General features: G+C 43.0%; 14 protein-coding genes and 2 pseudogenes. 5 read left to right on the forward strand and 11 right to left on the reverse strand.

Annotated elements, in window-relative coordinates; genetic code table 11:
* Window positions 1-87: 87 nt before the first annotated feature.
* The 3 genes from FM037_RS24720 to FM037_RS24730 all read right to left on the reverse strand — a co-directional run bounded on the left by FM037_RS24720 (window position 88) and on the right by FM037_RS24730 (window position 1,598).
* The gene (locus FM037_RS24720; protein ID WP_227993308.1) at window positions 88-660 is read right to left on the reverse strand and encodes a hypothetical protein; all 573 of its coding nucleotides are present in this window, start codon (window positions 658-660) and stop codon (window positions 88-90) included.
* Window positions 661-880: 220 nt separating this feature from the next.
* A complete protein-coding gene (locus tag FM037_RS24725; RefSeq protein ID WP_144048189.1) occupies window positions 881-1,069 on the reverse strand; it encodes a DUF3012 domain-containing protein in 189 nt (62 codons plus the stop codon).
* A 151-nt stretch (window positions 1,070-1,220) separates the two neighbouring features.
* Complete coding sequence (locus tag FM037_RS24730) at window positions 1,221-1,598, reverse strand: SpoIIAA family protein (RefSeq protein WP_144048190.1); 378 nt, start codon at window positions 1,596-1,598, stop codon at window positions 1,221-1,223.
* A 154-nt stretch (window positions 1,599-1,752) separates the two neighbouring features.
* Here FM037_RS24730 and arfB point away from each other — a divergent pair, with 154 nt between their 5' ends.
* From arfB to accC, 4 genes are all read left to right on the forward strand, one after another.
* Window positions 1,753-2,169 (forward strand): alternative ribosome rescue aminoacyl-tRNA hydrolase ArfB, encoded by a 417-nt coding sequence (gene arfB, locus FM037_RS24735; protein ID WP_144048191.1) that lies wholly within the window; start codon window positions 1,753-1,755, stop codon window positions 2,167-2,169.
* A gap of 333 nt (window positions 2,170-2,502) precedes the next feature.
* Window positions 2,503-2,958 (forward strand): type II 3-dehydroquinate dehydratase, encoded by a 456-nt coding sequence (gene aroQ, locus FM037_RS24740; RefSeq protein WP_144048192.1) that lies wholly within the window; start codon window positions 2,503-2,505, stop codon window positions 2,956-2,958.
* A 75-nt stretch (window positions 2,959-3,033) separates the two neighbouring features.
* Entirely contained in the window at window positions 3,034-3,519 is a 486-nt protein-coding gene (gene accB / locus FM037_RS24745; RefSeq protein ID WP_144048193.1) for an acetyl-CoA carboxylase biotin carboxyl carrier protein, read from the forward strand.
* Between the two features lie 79 nt (window positions 3,520-3,598).
* Window positions 3,599-4,969 carry an acetyl-CoA carboxylase biotin carboxylase subunit gene (gene accC, locus FM037_RS24750; RefSeq protein WP_144048194.1) on the forward strand — a complete coding sequence of 457 codons (1,371 nt, stop codon included), beginning with the start codon at window positions 3,599-3,601 and terminating at the stop codon, window positions 4,967-4,969.
* 99 nt (window positions 4,970-5,068) lie between these two features.
* Here the strand turns inward: accC and FM037_RS24755 are convergent, their stop codons facing one another.
* The 6 genes and pseudogenes from FM037_RS24755 to FM037_RS24780 form a co-directional block, all read right to left on the reverse strand.
* Complete coding sequence (locus tag FM037_RS24755; protein WP_144048195.1) at window positions 5,069-5,353, reverse strand: hypothetical protein; 285 nt, start codon at window positions 5,351-5,353, stop codon at window positions 5,069-5,071.
* A gap of 652 nt (window positions 5,354-6,005) precedes the next feature.
* Window positions 6,006-6,893, reverse strand: a complete 888-nt coding sequence (locus FM037_RS24760; protein WP_185976904.1) for a hypothetical protein — start codon at window positions 6,891-6,893, stop codon at window positions 6,006-6,008.
* Window positions 6,894-6,951: 58 nt separating this feature from the next.
* Complete coding sequence (locus tag FM037_RS24765; RefSeq protein ID WP_144048196.1) at window positions 6,952-8,103, reverse strand: BamA/TamA family outer membrane protein; 1,152 nt, start codon at window positions 8,101-8,103, stop codon at window positions 6,952-6,954.
* Window positions 8,104-8,364: 261 nt separating this feature from the next.
* A complete protein-coding gene (locus FM037_RS24770) occupies window positions 8,365-9,939 on the reverse strand; it encodes a CehA/McbA family metallohydrolase domain-containing protein (protein WP_229381017.1) in 1,575 nt (524 codons plus the stop codon).
* A gap of 156 nt (window positions 9,940-10,095) precedes the next feature.
* Window positions 10,096-13,291: pseudogene (locus FM037_RS24775) on the reverse strand (HD domain-containing phosphohydrolase).
* 112 nt (window positions 13,292-13,403) lie between these two features.
* Entirely contained in the window at window positions 13,404-13,985 is a 582-nt protein-coding gene (locus tag FM037_RS24780; protein ID WP_229381018.1) for a hypothetical protein, read from the reverse strand.
* Between the two features lie 292 nt (window positions 13,986-14,277).
* Here FM037_RS24780 and FM037_RS24785 point away from each other — a divergent pair.
* Window positions 14,278-15,352 (forward strand): annotated as a pseudogene (locus FM037_RS24785) (IS91 family transposase).
* 268 nt (window positions 15,353-15,620) lie between these two features.
* Here FM037_RS24785 and FM037_RS24790 read toward each other — a convergent pair.
* Window positions 15,621-16,172: a GNAT family N-acetyltransferase gene (locus FM037_RS24790; protein ID WP_144048198.1), complete on the reverse strand. Its 552-nt coding sequence runs from the start codon at window positions 16,170-16,172 to the stop codon at window positions 15,621-15,623.
* A gap of 113 nt (window positions 16,173-16,285) precedes the next feature.
* Window positions 16,286-16,786 carry a hypothetical protein gene (locus FM037_RS24795; protein WP_144048199.1) on the reverse strand — a complete coding sequence of 167 codons (501 nt, stop codon included), beginning with the start codon at window positions 16,784-16,786 and terminating at the stop codon, window positions 16,286-16,288.
* Between the last annotated feature and the right edge of the window lie 735 nt (window positions 16,787-17,521).

A 17,521-nucleotide genomic window follows, 5' to 3' on the forward strand; every position in this document is an offset into this window, starting at 1 on the left:
GGCAAATGGCCTAAAGATCCAGTTAACGTTAGTCATGATTTCTACTTGCGATAGATAGCATTATGCGACTATCAGCAAGTATAGGAGTTATACGATAGGAGGGCGGTAATCGGGTAGAGACTCTGGAGGTAAGTAACTGCTAACCATGGCGACGAACTCATCGCTTAACGGAACTGAAGGTTCGCTGGTTCCACTGGTCATCACGGTGGCATGTCCACCATGGCACTGGCAGTCTAAACAGAGATCGAAAAGCTTAGTCTCAGTCTTGCTGATTTGATGACTATGAATCTCAGTTGCTGAAGGCAGTTCCTCATAGAGAGAAGCCGCTTCAAATGAAGAACCTAAATTTGCTGCTAAATAATCGTTTGACACCAATTCACCATCGGCGAAGGAGCTGTCACAGCTATTCGTTTGCGCTGCATTTTGACTAGCATGCTCTGAATCACTATAGCCTAAGTCGTTATACGCGGTGCACTGCTCTAACGCTAATGTCGTGACTTGGGCAGTAAATTGCAAATGAGGATGGTTTGCAGGTTCTTCGTCATGACTACCAAGATGCAACTGATGCTCACCCATGTTGCCACCTGCAAACTGCAGAAGCACAACGGCGATCATCGCTATGGCGATCTTGTGAGTGAATTGACGAAAGTTATGCTGCAAAGAAAACCTTATTGATTCAAAAGAACTTAAATTAAGAGCTCGGAACTAATAGCTCATAACAAAGAGTTAGGAACTAGCTTCTAATCCTCTGACCCAGATTATAATCGAAAGTTCAAAACTGACAATACTTAATACCCAAGTGTTTTTGTAAAGTATTGTCAGAATCAAATTTTTACAGTCTAGCGATTATTCAAACACACTGTGATTTAAATAATCACCATTAAAATACGCAATGCTTGGCGTAGTCGGCCGCTTCGTTAGCGGTCCAGTCACCCTTGTCTTTCTCACTCATCTGCTTACACCACTGTTCGCTACCGACTTCTGGCGCACAACCAGATAGGCCAATAACAAACATAGACGCTAAGGCAAGTGAACCTAATTTGAGCACGTTATTGTTGATATACGACATTCTTTTTCCTTAAAAAATCCATAAACTGCAGATATAATACAAGCAATCAGCTCGAGACCCAAGTTGCTAAACTAATAACCAATATTTACCACTTTAATATTGGCAAACTAGATCATTTGTCCCGATATCAAAGCGACGAGAAGTAAAGCGATTAAACAGGCAGTGGGCAACTCAGTTTAGCCGTGATCCACTCGATAGCTTGAGGCTTGTCATCCAGAGAAAACCAAGCAACTTCACTCTGCATAAAGGGACCCAACAAGCGTACGGCATTACCGAACCAATCGGGTCCACCAACCAACACCAGAGCATCGAATCTTGGTAGCTGGATTTCCCCCACCCCAGATATAGAATCACTCTCCCACCCCTCTAACAACACATCGGCTTCGATATAGAGGCAAACCTTGCCCGACTCGGCACTATATTCCTCGATAATGGGAACGATTGTCTCACAATAGTCCTGGGTCGAGAGTCGCCCACTGGCAAATAAACTGATCACGCCTTTGGTAATATCGGCGATTTGACATAACATAGATGAGCTCCGCTTCCATCTGCTAGCTAATAATGAGCGAAAGGGTTACAACCTCTTCATTCATCCCAATAGGATACCTGTTTGAGGTCTTAGACCAAATCGGCACCCAACAACTCAATCGACAAAGGGTAATACAAAACCCGAATCAAAGGCCATGATAAAAATCACTAACCGTGTACTTCTTCAAGAAAATGAACTCGAATGGCAATTTATCCGCTCCAGTGGTGCCGGCGGACAGCACCTGAATAAGGTCTCTACCGCCGCTCAGTTAATTTTTGATATACGTAAATCATCCCTGCCGGAACTTTATCAACAAAGGTTACTCGTCAAGGCCGATCATCGCATCACTAAAAGCGGTAAAATCATCATCAAGTGTCAGGCTAGTCGTAGCCAAGATGCCAATCGTCAGACCGCATTAGCCCAATTTATTGAACTGGTCGCCAGTGTGGGCCACACACCGAAAAAACGCATTGCCACTAAGCCCACCAGAGGCAGTCAACGCCGACGTGTCGATGCTAAGAAACAGAAAGGCGCGACTAAAGCGCTAAGACGCAATAAGTCAGATTATTAAAAAATCTTAGGGTTTGGAGCTAAGACGATGGCCTTCGGCCTGTCGCTGCGCGGACGGCTTCGCCTATTAGACGGACTGCGTCCTGAATTGTCTGTACGAGGGTGCTTTAGCCCCGAGGCTTATAGGTTCATTCTCTCCCGGCTAAAGCCGGTCCTACAACACAGTCCCACCAGCACAGCATCATCTTAGCCCTACTTCGGCCTATTTTCGTCGAAAATGCAGTCAAATGTCGACATCTTCGCTAACTTCTGTTGAAATCAAACGATTCATCTTATCCGTGGTTTATACCCCTTGGTATAGCGACGAGTCATCTGTATTTCAAAGGATTTTGACATGAGCAGCAAAGCAAAGGTCTTATTAATTAACGGCCCTAACCTTAACCTTCTGGGTCGACGTGAACCGGGCCACTATGGCGTGAGGACCTTAAATCAGATAGTTAAAGACCTCACGGATGAGTCAAATGTAGCTGGTATAGTGCTTGAGCATATTCAATCTAATGCCGAGCATGAACTCATCGATGCCATTCATAACACGGATGCCGACTTTATCATCATCAACCCGGCGGCATTCACTCATACCAGCGTCGCGATTCGAGATGCGATATTAGGCGTCGCCATTCCTTTTATCGAAGTTCACCTATCTAATGTTCATGCCCGAGAGCCTTTCCGTCATCACTCATATTTCTCAGATAAGGCCATAGGCGTGATCTGTGGTTTGGGCGCCGAGGGTTATCACTTCGCCCTGCAATCAGCGATTACACGATTACATGCGAAGACGGCTGAACATTAAAGCGGTTTTCGACTTAAGTGTTCCAGATGGATTTTCAAGTATAGTTTTACAGAAAAGCTTTTAAGGTAAGAAGTTATGGATATTCGAAAAATAAAGAAGCTGATTGAGCTGGTTCAAGAGTCCGGCATTGCTGAGCTCGAGGTCACTGAAGGCGAAGAGTCGGTACGCATCTGCCGCCAAAGACCTGCTGAGGTTAATACGCCGCAACAGGTTTACACTGTGAGTAATCACTCACCACAAGCTAATGCCAACACTGCTCACCCTCAGGTTAATACTGCCCTAGCAAGCTCAACAACAATTGATGAGATACTTGAGCCTAACGAAAATACGGTTATCTCACCTATGGTGGGCACCTTCTATCTATCTCCTGCTCCAGAAGCTGATCCCTTGTCTGAAATCGGACAAAGAGTCGAGAAAGGGCAAGCCGTTTGCATCATAGAGGCGATGAAGATGATGAACCAGATAGAGGCTCATCGTAGCGGCATAATCAAGGCTATATTAGTTGATAATGGCGACGCCGTCGGCTTCGATCAGCCCTTGATCATTATTGAAGATCAATAAGACCAGTTGCGAGTAGCAAGTAGCAAGTAGCAAAAAGTTAACCAAGATTTAAGCACTAACAAAAGAGGAGTAGCCATAGATGGATCTGCCAGTTGTGCGACCAATCAAGCGCGTGCTCATCGCCAATCGCGGTGAGATAGCACTGAGAATTCAGCGTGCCTGCTCTCAACTTGGTATAGAAACTGTCGCCGCCTACTCCAATGCAGATAAAGACCTGCTGCACGTGCAACAAGCCAATGTAAAGTTATGCATAGGCAAGCCTGCAGCGAGTGAGAGTTATCTCAAGATTGCCGCTATACTCGCCGCGGCATCGGCCGCCAAGGTTGACGCCATACATCCAGGCTATGGTTTTTTGTCAGAAAACGCCGACTTTGCCGAGCAAGTGGAAGCCTGCGGCTTTAACTTCATCGGCCCGACAGCGGCAGTGATCCGATTGATGGGCGATAAAGTCTCAGCCATCTCGGAAATGAAGAAAGCCGGAGTTCCTACGGTGCCAGGCTCAGATGGCATGCTTTCAAATGATGCACAGCTCAACAAGCGGATTGCCAACAAAATAGGCTATCCGGTGATCATCAAGGCCACTGCGGGAGGCGGCGGCCGTGGTATGCGGGTAATTTGCAATGAGAGTGAACTCATCCAAACCATAGAGCTGACTCAGGCCGAAGCCAAAGCCGCCTTTGCAAACGGCGATGTCTATATGGAGAAGTATCTACAAACACCACGCCATATCGAGATTCAAGTGCTGTCAGATGGTCAAGGGAATGCCATTCACCTAGGAGAACGAGACTGCTCCATGCAACGCAGACATCAGAAAGTCATAGAGGAAGCTCCAGCCTTGGGTATAGACTCAGACACCCTTCGTGAGATTGGCGCCTTATGTGCTAAAGCCTGTGTCGATATCGGTTATCGCGGCGCAGGTACCTTCGAGTTTCTCTATGAGGCGGGACGATTTTATTTTATCGAGATGAATACCCGCATTCAGGTAGAGCACCCCGTCACTGAGATGGTCACTGGCGTCGATCTGATCCAGGCCCAGCTGGAGATCGCGGCGGGTAAACCACTTTCAATTAAACAAGAAGATATCTCGCTCAGCGGCCACAGCATAGAGTGCCGTATCAATGCCGAAGATCCACAAACCTTTATCCCCTCACCCGGCACAGTGACAGCATTTCACGCACCCGGCGGCATTGGCGTTCGTTGGGATTCTCACCTCTACACAGGCTACACAGTCCCACCCTATTACGATTCAATGATAGGGAAACTGATCACTTGGGGCTCTACGCGACACCAAGCCATGGCCCGCATGCAGACCGCGCTCAATGAGTTGACCATAGAAGGCATTGCCACCAATGTGCCTCTGCTACAGCGAATACTCGGAGATGAAGGGTTTAGAGAAGGTGGCCAGTCGATACATTATTTAGAAGAGAAGGTTTTAGGGAGGAAAGATTAGGCCTGAAGGCTTAATAAGAGGGGCTGAGGTGCTAGGTTAGGGCTTTAATCTTTTTACGGTCAGAGTGTAATATACTCCTCCCCAAAAGAATGCTAAAGACTAGTATATAAGACACCCCCAATAACCACGCCACTCTAAAAAAGAATAAGTAGAGTAAATAGACTGAGCAACTAAAAATAATGTTAGTAGACCAAAAGCTAAATTATTTTTTGAAAATAATAAAATTTCTTTAAAGGGAAAATTCAATATAAATAAAATGATTCCTAAAGCGCCCACCCACCATAATTTAGTAAATAGAGCAATCAAGAGTATAGGTAAAGCGCTGAGTACTCCTCCTAACATCCCCATATCACCGTATAAATTTCTTTGACTTTCGTTGTACATAAATAGAGGTTCTAGTCACCCATTGTTAATCAATAACATATCTAGTCTGCAACCACTTATCAATGAGTTATTAACCGAAAAACAGTCGATTAAGCCAATAGCATATTCGAAGTCAATGAAGCTAATGGGCTACACCCATTAATTTTAACTAGAAAACATCACAGTCCCAGTGAGTTTTTAAATATCTATGATAAAAGTAAGCCCAAAAACAGCAACAAACTAGATATAGAAAGTACAAAAAGAACGATTCAAAAAAAGAAATTCCAAGGTATATGAAATAGTCAGAATAAACATAAATAAACTAAACCAAAAAAAACCTTTGTATGCATTACACATATAAATAATTTTATTAAATGGAAAAGCAAGAGCTATAAAAAAAATGCAGCCTAATGTTAACAACCAATGACCCCGACTCATAAACATTACTGGCAATATCCACGCTAGCATACTAAAAGTAACAAGCTTCATTTCATGATATAGACTTACTTTAAAAGGATAGATTTTCACTAGTAATTACCCATTTATTTAGTTCATCTGCATAAACAGCAGCACTAGCTCCCCATGAGGAGATTTCTATTACACCTTTTATCACTACGAAAAGAGGTCTTAAAGGAGCCTGAGGTAATTAGCGACTTCCATCTATAAAGCACACTCATTGTCTACGATCTTGAGCCAAGCTTGGTTCGCATGATGAGGTGTAACTATCGAGTTCGATGAGCCCTCGAAGTATGATGCCGTGATAGCGGGCTTTAATCAGCTGATAATCCATGGAAGGGGCAAAATAATAAGTGACATCTTCTGCGCCCGTTTGCTCAACTGGGATCAAGGTTAACTCGCCCCAAGGCTCTATACTGGCTGTCAGCGTATCCTGAACATAGAATTGATACGACTCTATGTCATCAGAAGCTTGTCTGATTAAGGCGAATTGCTTGCGTCCTCGAAGCAAGTATTCACGGATTTGAATCAACAAGGTGTCCACATCTCGCAGAGGAATATCTTCTGATGCATAGGTATCTATGTCGCCATCAATATCCACCCGAGACTCACGACCATGATGATCAAAAGTAACCTGCATGTCTCGAGAGCGAAACCCCGTCACTTTTTGATGAAAATTATCGGTTAGCCATTCATTGGTGGTACTCGACCAAGATAACTCTGCCCGCTGACGATACTGAGTGCCAATACCTAAAATACTGGCTTCACTTTTTGACGTAACGACCGCGGTGTTTCCCTGCCAAGTCTCAGTTCTGTTCATTGTGCCAGTATATATACCACTCAGATAAATAGAGTAGTTTGACGTGCGGCTGCACTGCTCTAGTTCATGTTCATGTTCATGTTCATGTTCATGTTCATGTTCATGTTCATGTTCATGTTGTTCATTGGCAAAGGCTGTATTGGTTAATGTTCCAAGTAATAAAGTTAGCCCTAAAACTCGCACTAAAACTGGTGTTAGAGCTGATACTGACAAAAAAGTGTGCCCAATGGCACACAAACTAGTAGTGATTGAGACGGACCTGCTTAAGACTGAATACGTCATCATCTAAGTAAACTCTTTATACTCTTCATACATCCCATAACGGTCGCAGTGTTAGCCATGCTTAAAAGACTTCATTCACATTAAGGTAGAAGTTGGTTTCATTTTCACCAACGCCCACGTCAAAACGTAAATTAATATTGTCTTTGATGTTAAAACGGAAACCGGTTCCGTAGGAGGTTAATAACTCCTCGGTCAGATCGCTTACGTGGGGTGCCACGCTACCTACCGCGCCCCAAAATACCATGCCATAACGTTGGAATATGGGTAAGCGATATTCAACTTGTCCCATCATCATCTGCTCATCACGATAACGACCTTTGATATATCCGCGCATGGCATTAGAGCCGCCAAGGTCTGGCAACATATTCCAAGGCACATCGCCATCGGTAAAATGTCCCTGCACTTGCCATGCGATGAGTCCTGGTGCAGAGCTGCCTAGGTCAATATAGTTAGCTAACTCAATATTATAAGTCGAAAACGAAGAAGACTGGTTGTTTTGATATAAGCCGGCATCAACTTGAAATAACCAACCCTTAGTGGCATTTAATCGATAATCTCGTGAATCATAGATACTGGTGATCACGACGCCTGAACTAAAGTTATTCGGTAAAATATCAGCTGAATCCACAGGCGTTTCGGTTTCTACTAACTCTAACTTTCCTGCACTTGCATAAATCAAGTCGGCACCGACACCGATAAAATAATTGTCAGCCACTTCAGTCATCCAACGAGGCTTGAAACTATATAACTGCTCTTCAAACTCATGATGATTACTGTCTAGATCACCTTGTTCGATGCCTTGACCATAATAAACTGAGGCTTCATTGTGTAACTCTAATTCCAGCAATAATCGTTGCTTGCCTTGGTTGAAAAACGTCATATTTTCAACTTCGACACCATAAGAGTTATTCATCGAGACAAACGAATTTAACACTAACGATGATGGCTGTTCTTCAGGCGATGCATTGTCGGTTTTATATAATCCGACCATCAATAAGCCCACACCAAATTTTTTCTCAGGCGTGTAATAAGCCGTTGGTAAATAACTCATATCAATGGCTTTAGTCTCATCAAACTCACCATCGGCACCAAAAACTGACAAAATGTCATCAACCCATGTCGGCTCCATATCTTCTGGAGTTTCAAATAAAGGTTCAACGGCAATGGCCGCATTAGAAAAAATAAACAGGGATAACAGTAAAATCCGTTTCATAAAAACTCTAATCAATGATGGGAATAAGGGAGGCGCTAAACGACCTTTTTAGCTGTCATTTGACATGCCGAGCGCATTTTAACACGACATCAATTTTGAACAATTAATTTGTTCAAGCTTAGGTATTAATGCTTATCACCCGGCGGTACGGCCTGTTTCAGACTCAGTGGTTCACAGTCAGTCTGATACAGGCAACCCATTATTCCCCAGTCACTTACAGCTATTATTCAACCGATTAAACCAAAGTCATGCTTTAAAGAGTTATTTTATTTCGACAAAAATAGGATTTGAATAGAACCAAAGATCATCATAATTACGTTGATTAATCTTGTTATACCAAGCTTGAGTCTCACCTTCGTCTGCCTGAGGGTATGACTCTGACTTAAGAGGATCGCCTTTATGCGTTAACCCTTCTTCATTGTAATCCAGGTTGGTCCCTCTTAAACGATAGTATTGATCGCCACTTGCGACGAAGCTGTAACTCATAGCATAGAAACCTTCATCATCAAGGTCCCAATCTTGGGCAACAAATGTCTTCACGACCTTAGTACTGTCATTGGTTTCTTTATAGTACTCACTAGTATCAGGCAGAGCTTTCTCGCCAACATTACCCGCAATCAGATCGATATGATGAATACCGGGATTTAACCCGTTAAAGCTTTCATCCCCTATATCTTGCTCCTTGTTGTTAGTTTCAGGGCTTTTGAAACGAATTTTAATCGTAATCATCTCACCTGAATTGGCAGCAAGTACTCCCCCCATATGCTCGGCATCGCTCGAGCCTTGCATAGTAAAATCAAGTTCATTGATTAGATCCCCAAATACTGCAAATGTTTTGCCTGTTCTTAAACCATCCACAATACCTTGAGCACTCGTCTCTTCAGCATAGGTATAGTTCTTGGCATATTCACCGGGAAAATAACTACTGGCATATGGCTCTCGCACTTTGAAATGAATATCGGAATTACCAACATTCCAAATTCGCCGCCCTTCACCCAGTAAGGCATCCCACCAACCTCCAACTTCAGCAACAACAGGATCGACACCGCCGTAAACACCACTGCTTGTTCCTGCATAATCACCACGATTACCGCTAAACTGACCGCCCACCATGCCTTCAACCAGAAAAAACACATCTGGCGCTGCATCATGTAACTCTCTGACATCCGAGATGCTATAGCTGGTTAAATAACGCCTTGGGTGGTTTAACATGCCATAGCTGCTTGTAGGGAAATGTTCCTGCAGCCAAGCAAGCGCATTTATAGCATCTTGATGGGTTTGATTTTGCCTCACCAATCCTTGTGCATTCCAATTGGCCACATCGGCAGGATCAAAATCTTCAATACTGTTTTGATAACTAAACAGATATTCGAAAGTCTTAATCGCTTCCAAAGACTCAGCAGAGTTTATTTCATCGCCTAGTATCCCGATATTAAAATGTTCATGGGTAGGCATATCCCACTCGAATGTTGATAACACGGTTTTCTCTGGATAGAGGCTAGCTTGAAGCTCAGCGACGCCTGGAATTTCATAGTGAACTAAGGCATCGAAAAATAAGATCCCACCAAGGTCGTTATCATCATTATCTTGACTGCTGTCGCGCATATGATTTGAAAGCGCAACATAGTCCATGTTGAAAGTATCGAAAGACCATTTTAAAACATCACTCAATGTTTCTCTGGCATCGGATGAGATTGCAGTATGTACATGTAGATCTCCTTTGACCCATTGACCTTTTTTCTCTTCAGGTGTCGTCTCTGAAGAGTCAGAAGAACAAGCGGCCAAGGCTAAAGCAGCGAGACTCATAGTAATGATAGGTATACTTTTTGAAAACACAGTAAACTCCACAGATATCAAATAACAGAGCTGCGTATGCTATAGACTGGTTATGTCACTGAAGTTTCCAAACTGAATCACTTTGTATCTATTCGACTAACTTGCTCTATTACCAGCAATTTATTTTTAACTGCCCCCTCTAAGTATTTCCATCACCTAAGCACTGCGCTGCAATGGCTCATCATCCAGATATTTAGCAAGGTCTACATGGTTGATCTGAGCGGCATCGAGGAACTTGTGGGCGTATTCGAGATAGATCCCACTCGTTAAAAACAGCTTAAATAGATCCATATCGAGATGCTCGTCCAATGCCATCTTGTGGAGAATATCGATAGCGACACTGAGCGGTTTGGCCTTCTTATAGGGCCTGTCGGCCGCGGTGAGCGCTTCGAAGATATCGGCCACCACCAGAATTCGCTCAGGAATGGAGAGGTCTTCAGCGCTGAGTCTACGGGGATACCCAGTTCCTTTTAACGTTTCATGATGAGTCGATGCGTATTTTGGGACTTTAGCTAACTCCGGCGGGAATGGCAGAGTTTCCAACATCTTGATGGTGCTGGTGACATGTTCGTTAATCTTGAACCTGTCTTCTGCGGTGAGCGTTCCTCGAGATATGGAAAGATTATACAGTTCACCGAGATTATATTGATGCTCAGGGATATCCATCTTGATACCAAATTTAGGGTCAAATTCCACCTTATTGATACGCTTGATGATATGTTCCGGCTTGTCTCTCAAGAGTCGCTCGGTAACTGGGGAACTCTCTGTTGACTGAACATCACTTAAGTTGAGCTCTTCGACAGGAGACAAACCGAGTCTATCATCGAAGTTCCTCTGCCAAGTGATTTCAGCAAGCTCGGCCAAACGGTCTTTATGCGCTTGGTCCATAAACTCCCCGCCCACGTTAGCATTGGCGATAAACTCAAAATCAACTTTAAGCTGCTCACGTTTATGTTCTAACTCGGCAGCCAATAGTTCTCTCGACTCAGTAGAAGATAGCCGCTTAAGATAATCGATTTCGGCGTCTCGCCATAACACTTCGAAACGCATACGCACTTCATGAATTCGATTATAGACAACTTCTAGCTTAGTGCCCTTATCGACGATAAATTCCGGGGTGGTGATCTTACCGCAATCATGTAACCAGGCCGCGATTCTGAACTCTCTGTGCTCATCGGCCGTTTTGAAGCCAAAGTCTTTAAAAGGAGCCAGATCAGATTGAGCGGCGGCATCGGCCAGCATTAAACCCAGCTCAGGGACGCGATTACAGTGCCCAGCCGTATAGGGAGATTTATCATCGATCGCCTGAGCGATCAGTTTGATAAACGACTCCATCAACTCTTTTTGATTACGTTCATGTAGCTGGATTGACTCGGACATGTCCCACATTGAGCTAGCCAGTTCATCAAGCTCGGCAATATTAGAGTCAACATTGGTGACTTCATCATAATGGCGGTTCTTGATTTTCTCATTTTCAATAGCAAGCAGCTTAATCGGGCGAATGATAGGTGATGCAAACACAGTAGAGATGGGAAGTAATAAGAATAAGCATAATACTGTGATAGCGATAGACTTCTGCACCTTGTCAGTGCTCGAGGCCAACAGGGTTTGGGTCGGCACTATGATGGCGAAGCGATCTTGTGTCTGTGAGTTATTGCCAAAAGGCGTTACAAACACAAATTGCTCTATGCCACCCAGTTCACGGCGAACCAGCTGATTGTGCAATAGCTTATCTTCACCAATATCGATAAGTGCTTCATAGGGGACAGCACCTTGAGTGGTTAGCTGGTGTTGAGTCCCTTCGGCAAACCATTTGGCTCTTAAGGCCGTTACCTGCTCAGGAGTGATATTTGCCAATGCCTTATCGATAATAGGGATCAACGACGCATTCTTGCCCTGCATGGCAATGTGTAATCCCGTTGGTGTCTGTACATCATCAAAACCGATATCTTCGTGATATTTCAGCTCATCGATGAAGAAACTCTTAGCCGTATAATGCAAGATAATACTGTTATCCAAGGCTGCAAATACCTCACCTTGCTCCACGGCACTCAATATTGCTTGGGTCGATGCCAGCTCGACTATTTCAACCTCAGGGAAATTAGCTTCAATAACAGGAATAATCGACCAACCCAAGGGAATAGCCAGCCGCTTACCACTCAGCTCTGACAATTCCTTTATCTGCTGCACATCGGGACGCGTCACTATGCCATATTTAAGGTCTAAAAATGGCGTACTAAACTCCCCAAACTTTCATTTTTGGCCGTTATCATAATAGGCTGCAGCATATCCAACTCTTCGATCATGTAGCTGTCGACCAGTTCGTTCCAAGTAAAGCCATTGATAAACTGAACCTTCAGTCCTGTCATCTCGGCAACTAAGTTAACCACGTCAATACTATAGCCTTGGGGTTGACCTGATACAGCAAAATCGATCGGCGCCCAATCCGTTTCGTTAGAAACCAGCAAGGTTGGCGTATTGTCGATAAGTGCCTGTTGTTGCTGAGTCAAATTAAGCACTGCAGATTGAGGGATCTGGACTTGTATTTGCTGCTTCTGGTTAGAAGCAATTAGCTCACCACTAGGTTTGTAAAGATAGATTTCTGCTTGTGATTCTCCCGATTCATTCTCACTCTGACCAATAAGATATTCGTTCAGGGTAGATAGCGCGATATCGACGCCGAGAACCGCACCGGACTCGGATAATTTGATTGAATAGGTCTGCCCTGGGGATTGCAGGTGCCTGAAAAGATAAGGCTCAGTTTTAGATACATTCTTAGTGTTCGAGTCAATAAACCATAGTCTGCTGGTCGCATCATAATCACTGGGTTCTGTACGTGTCACTCGCGGCTTGAATTGCGAGTCTAAATAGGTCGTTTCTCTTACCCCTTCCCCCCATCTTGCTTTATGGTTATCCTCACCCACCTGTCCATATGTGTGGCCTCTAGCTGCTTTCTAATAATGGGATGGGCATTTAAGTTAATCAACTCATAAAAGTCGCCGTCGGGCATACCAATATAGATAGCATAAAATAGGGGGTTGGTTCGCATCACTTGCGCAAACATCTGAATAGACTCTTGATTAAACTCATCATCAACGACTAAATTATCGAAACTCGAGAGTAATTGGGTAGTATTAGTGGCCTGACTATCCACTTGAGATAGATAACTGCTGACATTCTTAGAGGTAAGATTATAGAGTTTAAGCGCAGACTCAGTGACCATGGACTTGCTGAAATAATACTGTAGGCCTATCGCAATTACTGCGGTAACTACAGTGGCCAAAATGAATATTCCCACCACAGTGAAATGTATGGTGAAACGTTTACTCTTTTTGTTCGTTATCGATCCCATCGAAAACCCCAGCACATTCAATCCATGAAGGGTACTAGTGTATAAAAACCATACTGATAGTCAATAATGCATAACAACTAATTAACATTAATTTCAAGCAAGAAGCCATTGACTAGCTTGCGATACTTTCTACTTTGGCAAGACACGCTGTTTCTCCTTCACATGTCAGCGTCTCCAGATAGTTAATCAACTTAAAACAGAGTTCGATATATTGAATAGCTTCTACTTTACCTATCTCGTAACCTACCGCATGGGCCACCCGGTTTCTTAGTTGCCTAAGCTCACTGAACAGCTTTCCTTGCTTGGTATTGATGAGGCTCTCTTTGAGTAAGATACTCTCTATATGCTTATAGCGGGTATTAACATCCAGTTTGATATTAATTTTCTTGGCTCTAATCAGCGCCTCTGCTGCAACATCCACGGCCTCCCAAGACTCGATAACAGCCGAGTTAGGTAGATTGTTAGCCGAGGCAATGAGCAGAGACTTGCTGTCATATTTAAGTTCAGGAAAGGCGCCTTCTGCTTTCTGGACTATCGACTTTAACTCTTGGCCAAACTCCACTTCCAAATCTTTAAACTTGAGCTTTTTAGCCAGCGGGATCAACTTAGCGATTGGACGTTTTAAACTAAATACACAAATCAACAGAACCAGCGGCCAAGCCAGTTTATCGAAAAGCTGTATTATAAATTCCATCCAGTTCATTCCACGTACCCTCGTATATTCTGTTGCAATAGAGAGTAACAAGTTACACAAATGAAACATAGTGACTGGTACACTTGTCGGATAACAAGTTTCAAATATCTTTTTCTGATTGCTTCATTGGACTGGTTTGATACTTGGTAGTGTTCTGCTTACCAATATTGCATTGTTATCTACCGCCTGTCCGGCGAGGAATGTGCAAACACTTCTGTGAGTCGCTGCGAGTCCGTCCATGGAAGCTCTACTAAATCATCCCTGATTTAGAAGCTCACAGCCGCGTTCACACCTGCTATGGTTTCAAGAAAGTTATCGCTTCGATTTGAGTTTTACTGGCATGCAGTTCACTTTTGGACAAAAATGGGTTAGTGCAAAGGATCTAAATGTAGGGTGTGGGGTTAGTAAATTAAGTTTACACAGACCCCACATATACTCCACATATATCCGAAGTTGCCCTCAATGCCAGCATAATACCACGGAAGATTGGCTCGCTAAACAGCAAGCTAAACTGCTACCCGTTGAATATTATATGGTCACTTTTACCTTGCCTTTTGAGCTTCGAATCATTGCAAAACATCAACCAGAGTCGATGTATCAAGCCATGTTCTCGGTGGCGGCGAGTGTACTGAAAGAGTTTGCACACAACTCAAAGCAACTCGGTGGTGACATTGGGTTTACTAGCGTATTGCACACTCACAATAAGCGCAGAGACCTGCATCCGCATATTCACTTTATCATTCCCGCAGGCAGCTTCAACAAGGATAAAAAACAGTGGCACAAGAGCAAAGGCAAGTACCTGTTCAACGCCTTCAACCTTGCCACAGTGTGGCGAGCACGCTTGCTAGAACACCTGACAAATACACTCGGGATCAAGTTACCAGAACGCCTGCCCAAGAAATGGGTTGTCGACTGTCGACATGTGGGTAAAGGCTTGCCAGCACTCAAGTACCTGTCCCAATATCTCTATCGCGGTGTATTGCCAGATAAATGCATAACCAGTGTCGTCGATGAACAAGTCAGCTTCGAGTATCAAAATAGCCAAACCAAAACTACTGAAATACGTACCTTACCTGTAACTGAATTTCTATGGTTAGTGCTTCAGCATGTTTTACCCAAAGGGTTACGGCGGGTCAGAGATTATGGATTGTTAAGAGGGAATTGCAGCCAACTTAGACAACAGATCCAACTCATGCTGGCTGTTGCAGGTGCGGTATTTCCGTTAGTACCCAAGGTAAAACGAGCTCTATCGACACGAATTTGCCCCTGCGGCCATCAGCCGATGTGCTTTATGGGGATACATCAAAATGGTTTAGGAAACAGCCGACTGACAAGCTTAACCATCACAGCCTAACGCCACTGTTTAAGCTGGAAGTATAAGGATAATGTATTAACTAAAGAGGAGGGATTTACACAGCAGGCTGATATTAAAGAAGTTAAATGATTGGTCATTAGATCAAGGCAGCGTGCTGACTAAAACAAAATATTCGTCCTATTATAGCCTCAAGCATAATGAACCCTCGCTCAGCTATTTGCTTAATAAAGAGTATGACTAAACCCCTACCTCGGGCTTGTTCAACACTTGGGATAAGGACGCGGCTACGCGCGGCCTATCCTTATTTGTTAAATGCCGATTTAACTCGGATTTATTTTTGATGTTAAAACATGATCTTGCCATGAGCCAGCTATTTTTAAATAAGATTTTGCCACCCCTTCTTTTTGAAAGCCTAGTTTATCCAATAACTTGCCAGAGCGAATATTTGATGGAATATAATTAGCCATGACTCTATGTAAATTGTATTCAGTAAATACGTACTGTATTGATGTTTGAAGCATTTCATACATCAAACCTGTTCCTTGTTTTTTCTCGGAGATTGAGTAGCCAAGATTACAAGCTTGAAAAACACCATGTACTATATTTGAAAATGAACATAAACAAATAATTTCAGATTTACTTTTATCAAAGGCAACAAGTGAAATTGAAGAGCCTAATTGAAAGTCTTTGAAGTTTAACTCTACACGTTTTTTTGTTTCTTCTAAGCCAAAGTATTCCGCGATTCTTATTGGCTCCCATGGAGATAAATGGCTACGATTATCATTTTCATATTTGACGAGTAATTCAAAATCATCAGGATTTAAAACGGAAATAATCAAGTTTTCAGTTTCTAACTCAGGAATAAATTTCAACTCCAATATCTCCTAGGCATGTAACGCCCCTCTAATAAGTGAAGCATGTGCTGGCGGGCGATTTGCTCAGCAAATGGCGTGACAGCCTTGGTGAGTCTGAATTCAGAGGCTTGTTATGTCAGATTATTACAGCGAGACTTATCTTTCAATGGACAAATTCCTCCTGCACCACCGATGTTACACCCATCACCACCAATAATACTTTGAGATTTATGAATTGAGTTCATTATTACTGGTTCTATCTTATTCAAATAATCTGTTGCAGGTGAAATGACTTCTTTAGGGCCTATAAACCCAAATTCATCGTGATACTTTATTACCTTGCAAAGTCCCTCTTTGGGAATTGCTGTCATACTAGAAAAATCAGGGTTAAATGCACGCGTTACTAATAATGATTTTGAAAATTTAGCATCAAATTTCAATTTAATGCTTTTTGAGTAGTTGTTAGTAATCATAAGCTCATCAATAATCGCAACATCATAATTAATATCTGAAAGCTCACTGCTAACTATTGATGTTGTTACTAGTTCATTAATATCACTTAGGCTATATAGCCAACCTGCCACTCCTCCAAACAAAAAAACAGCTATGAACACAAAAATCTTCTTAAACATGTCTACTCCAGATGACATAACATTTTAATATACGGCATGCGCGCTTTGCCAATGCCAGTTGTAAAAGTGTGCAAAGCATTTTCTCGTAAAAATCAAATGAAAACAATTTGCTATCTTGAATCGTTGCAAATAGTATCCAATACACTTCCGGGGAAAACTCTGTTGCACGCTTTGTCCGTCCTGTTATCTAAATAGTTCAAGCACGCACACTTTTATCTTACTGAATCTACGCCTATTTTTCTTTTCACTCAATAGCAAACCGTGAACTGATTGCGCATAATTTAGAGATTAACCGCACAAAACCGATAATACTGTATAAAAATACAAACACTGGTTAACTAAGAGGTTATCGCTAAACAGAGACCCTTCCTTTCCGACTGATGAGAAAAAGTATTCCAAAGAGGTAAGTGCTGTATTGGACGAATTGCTGGTGCTAACAAGGAAAGGGGCATTTCCTTGTTACAGACAACCTCAAATCGAAGAGGCTGATATTCGGGTGTAGATGCGGCTACGAGCTTCCAAAACAAGGATGTTTTGGTAGAGCCTCCATGGACGGATTGACGGCGTTTCGTAGAAGTATCTGCACTTCAGCACGCTGCAAGCGATAGATAACAATGAAGTTATGATCTTCAATGACATATTCAAACAGCAAAGGTCACTGGATTCCGGTTCAAAAGTTCTTCCGGAATGACGAAAAGTAACGACCAAAACAAAATGAGCCAAGGTAAAAATGTA

The organism is Shewanella psychropiezotolerans, from assembly GCF_007197555.1.
In the GTDB taxonomy this organism is placed as follows: Bacteria; Pseudomonadota; Gammaproteobacteria; order Enterobacterales; family Shewanellaceae; genus Shewanella; species Shewanella psychropiezotolerans.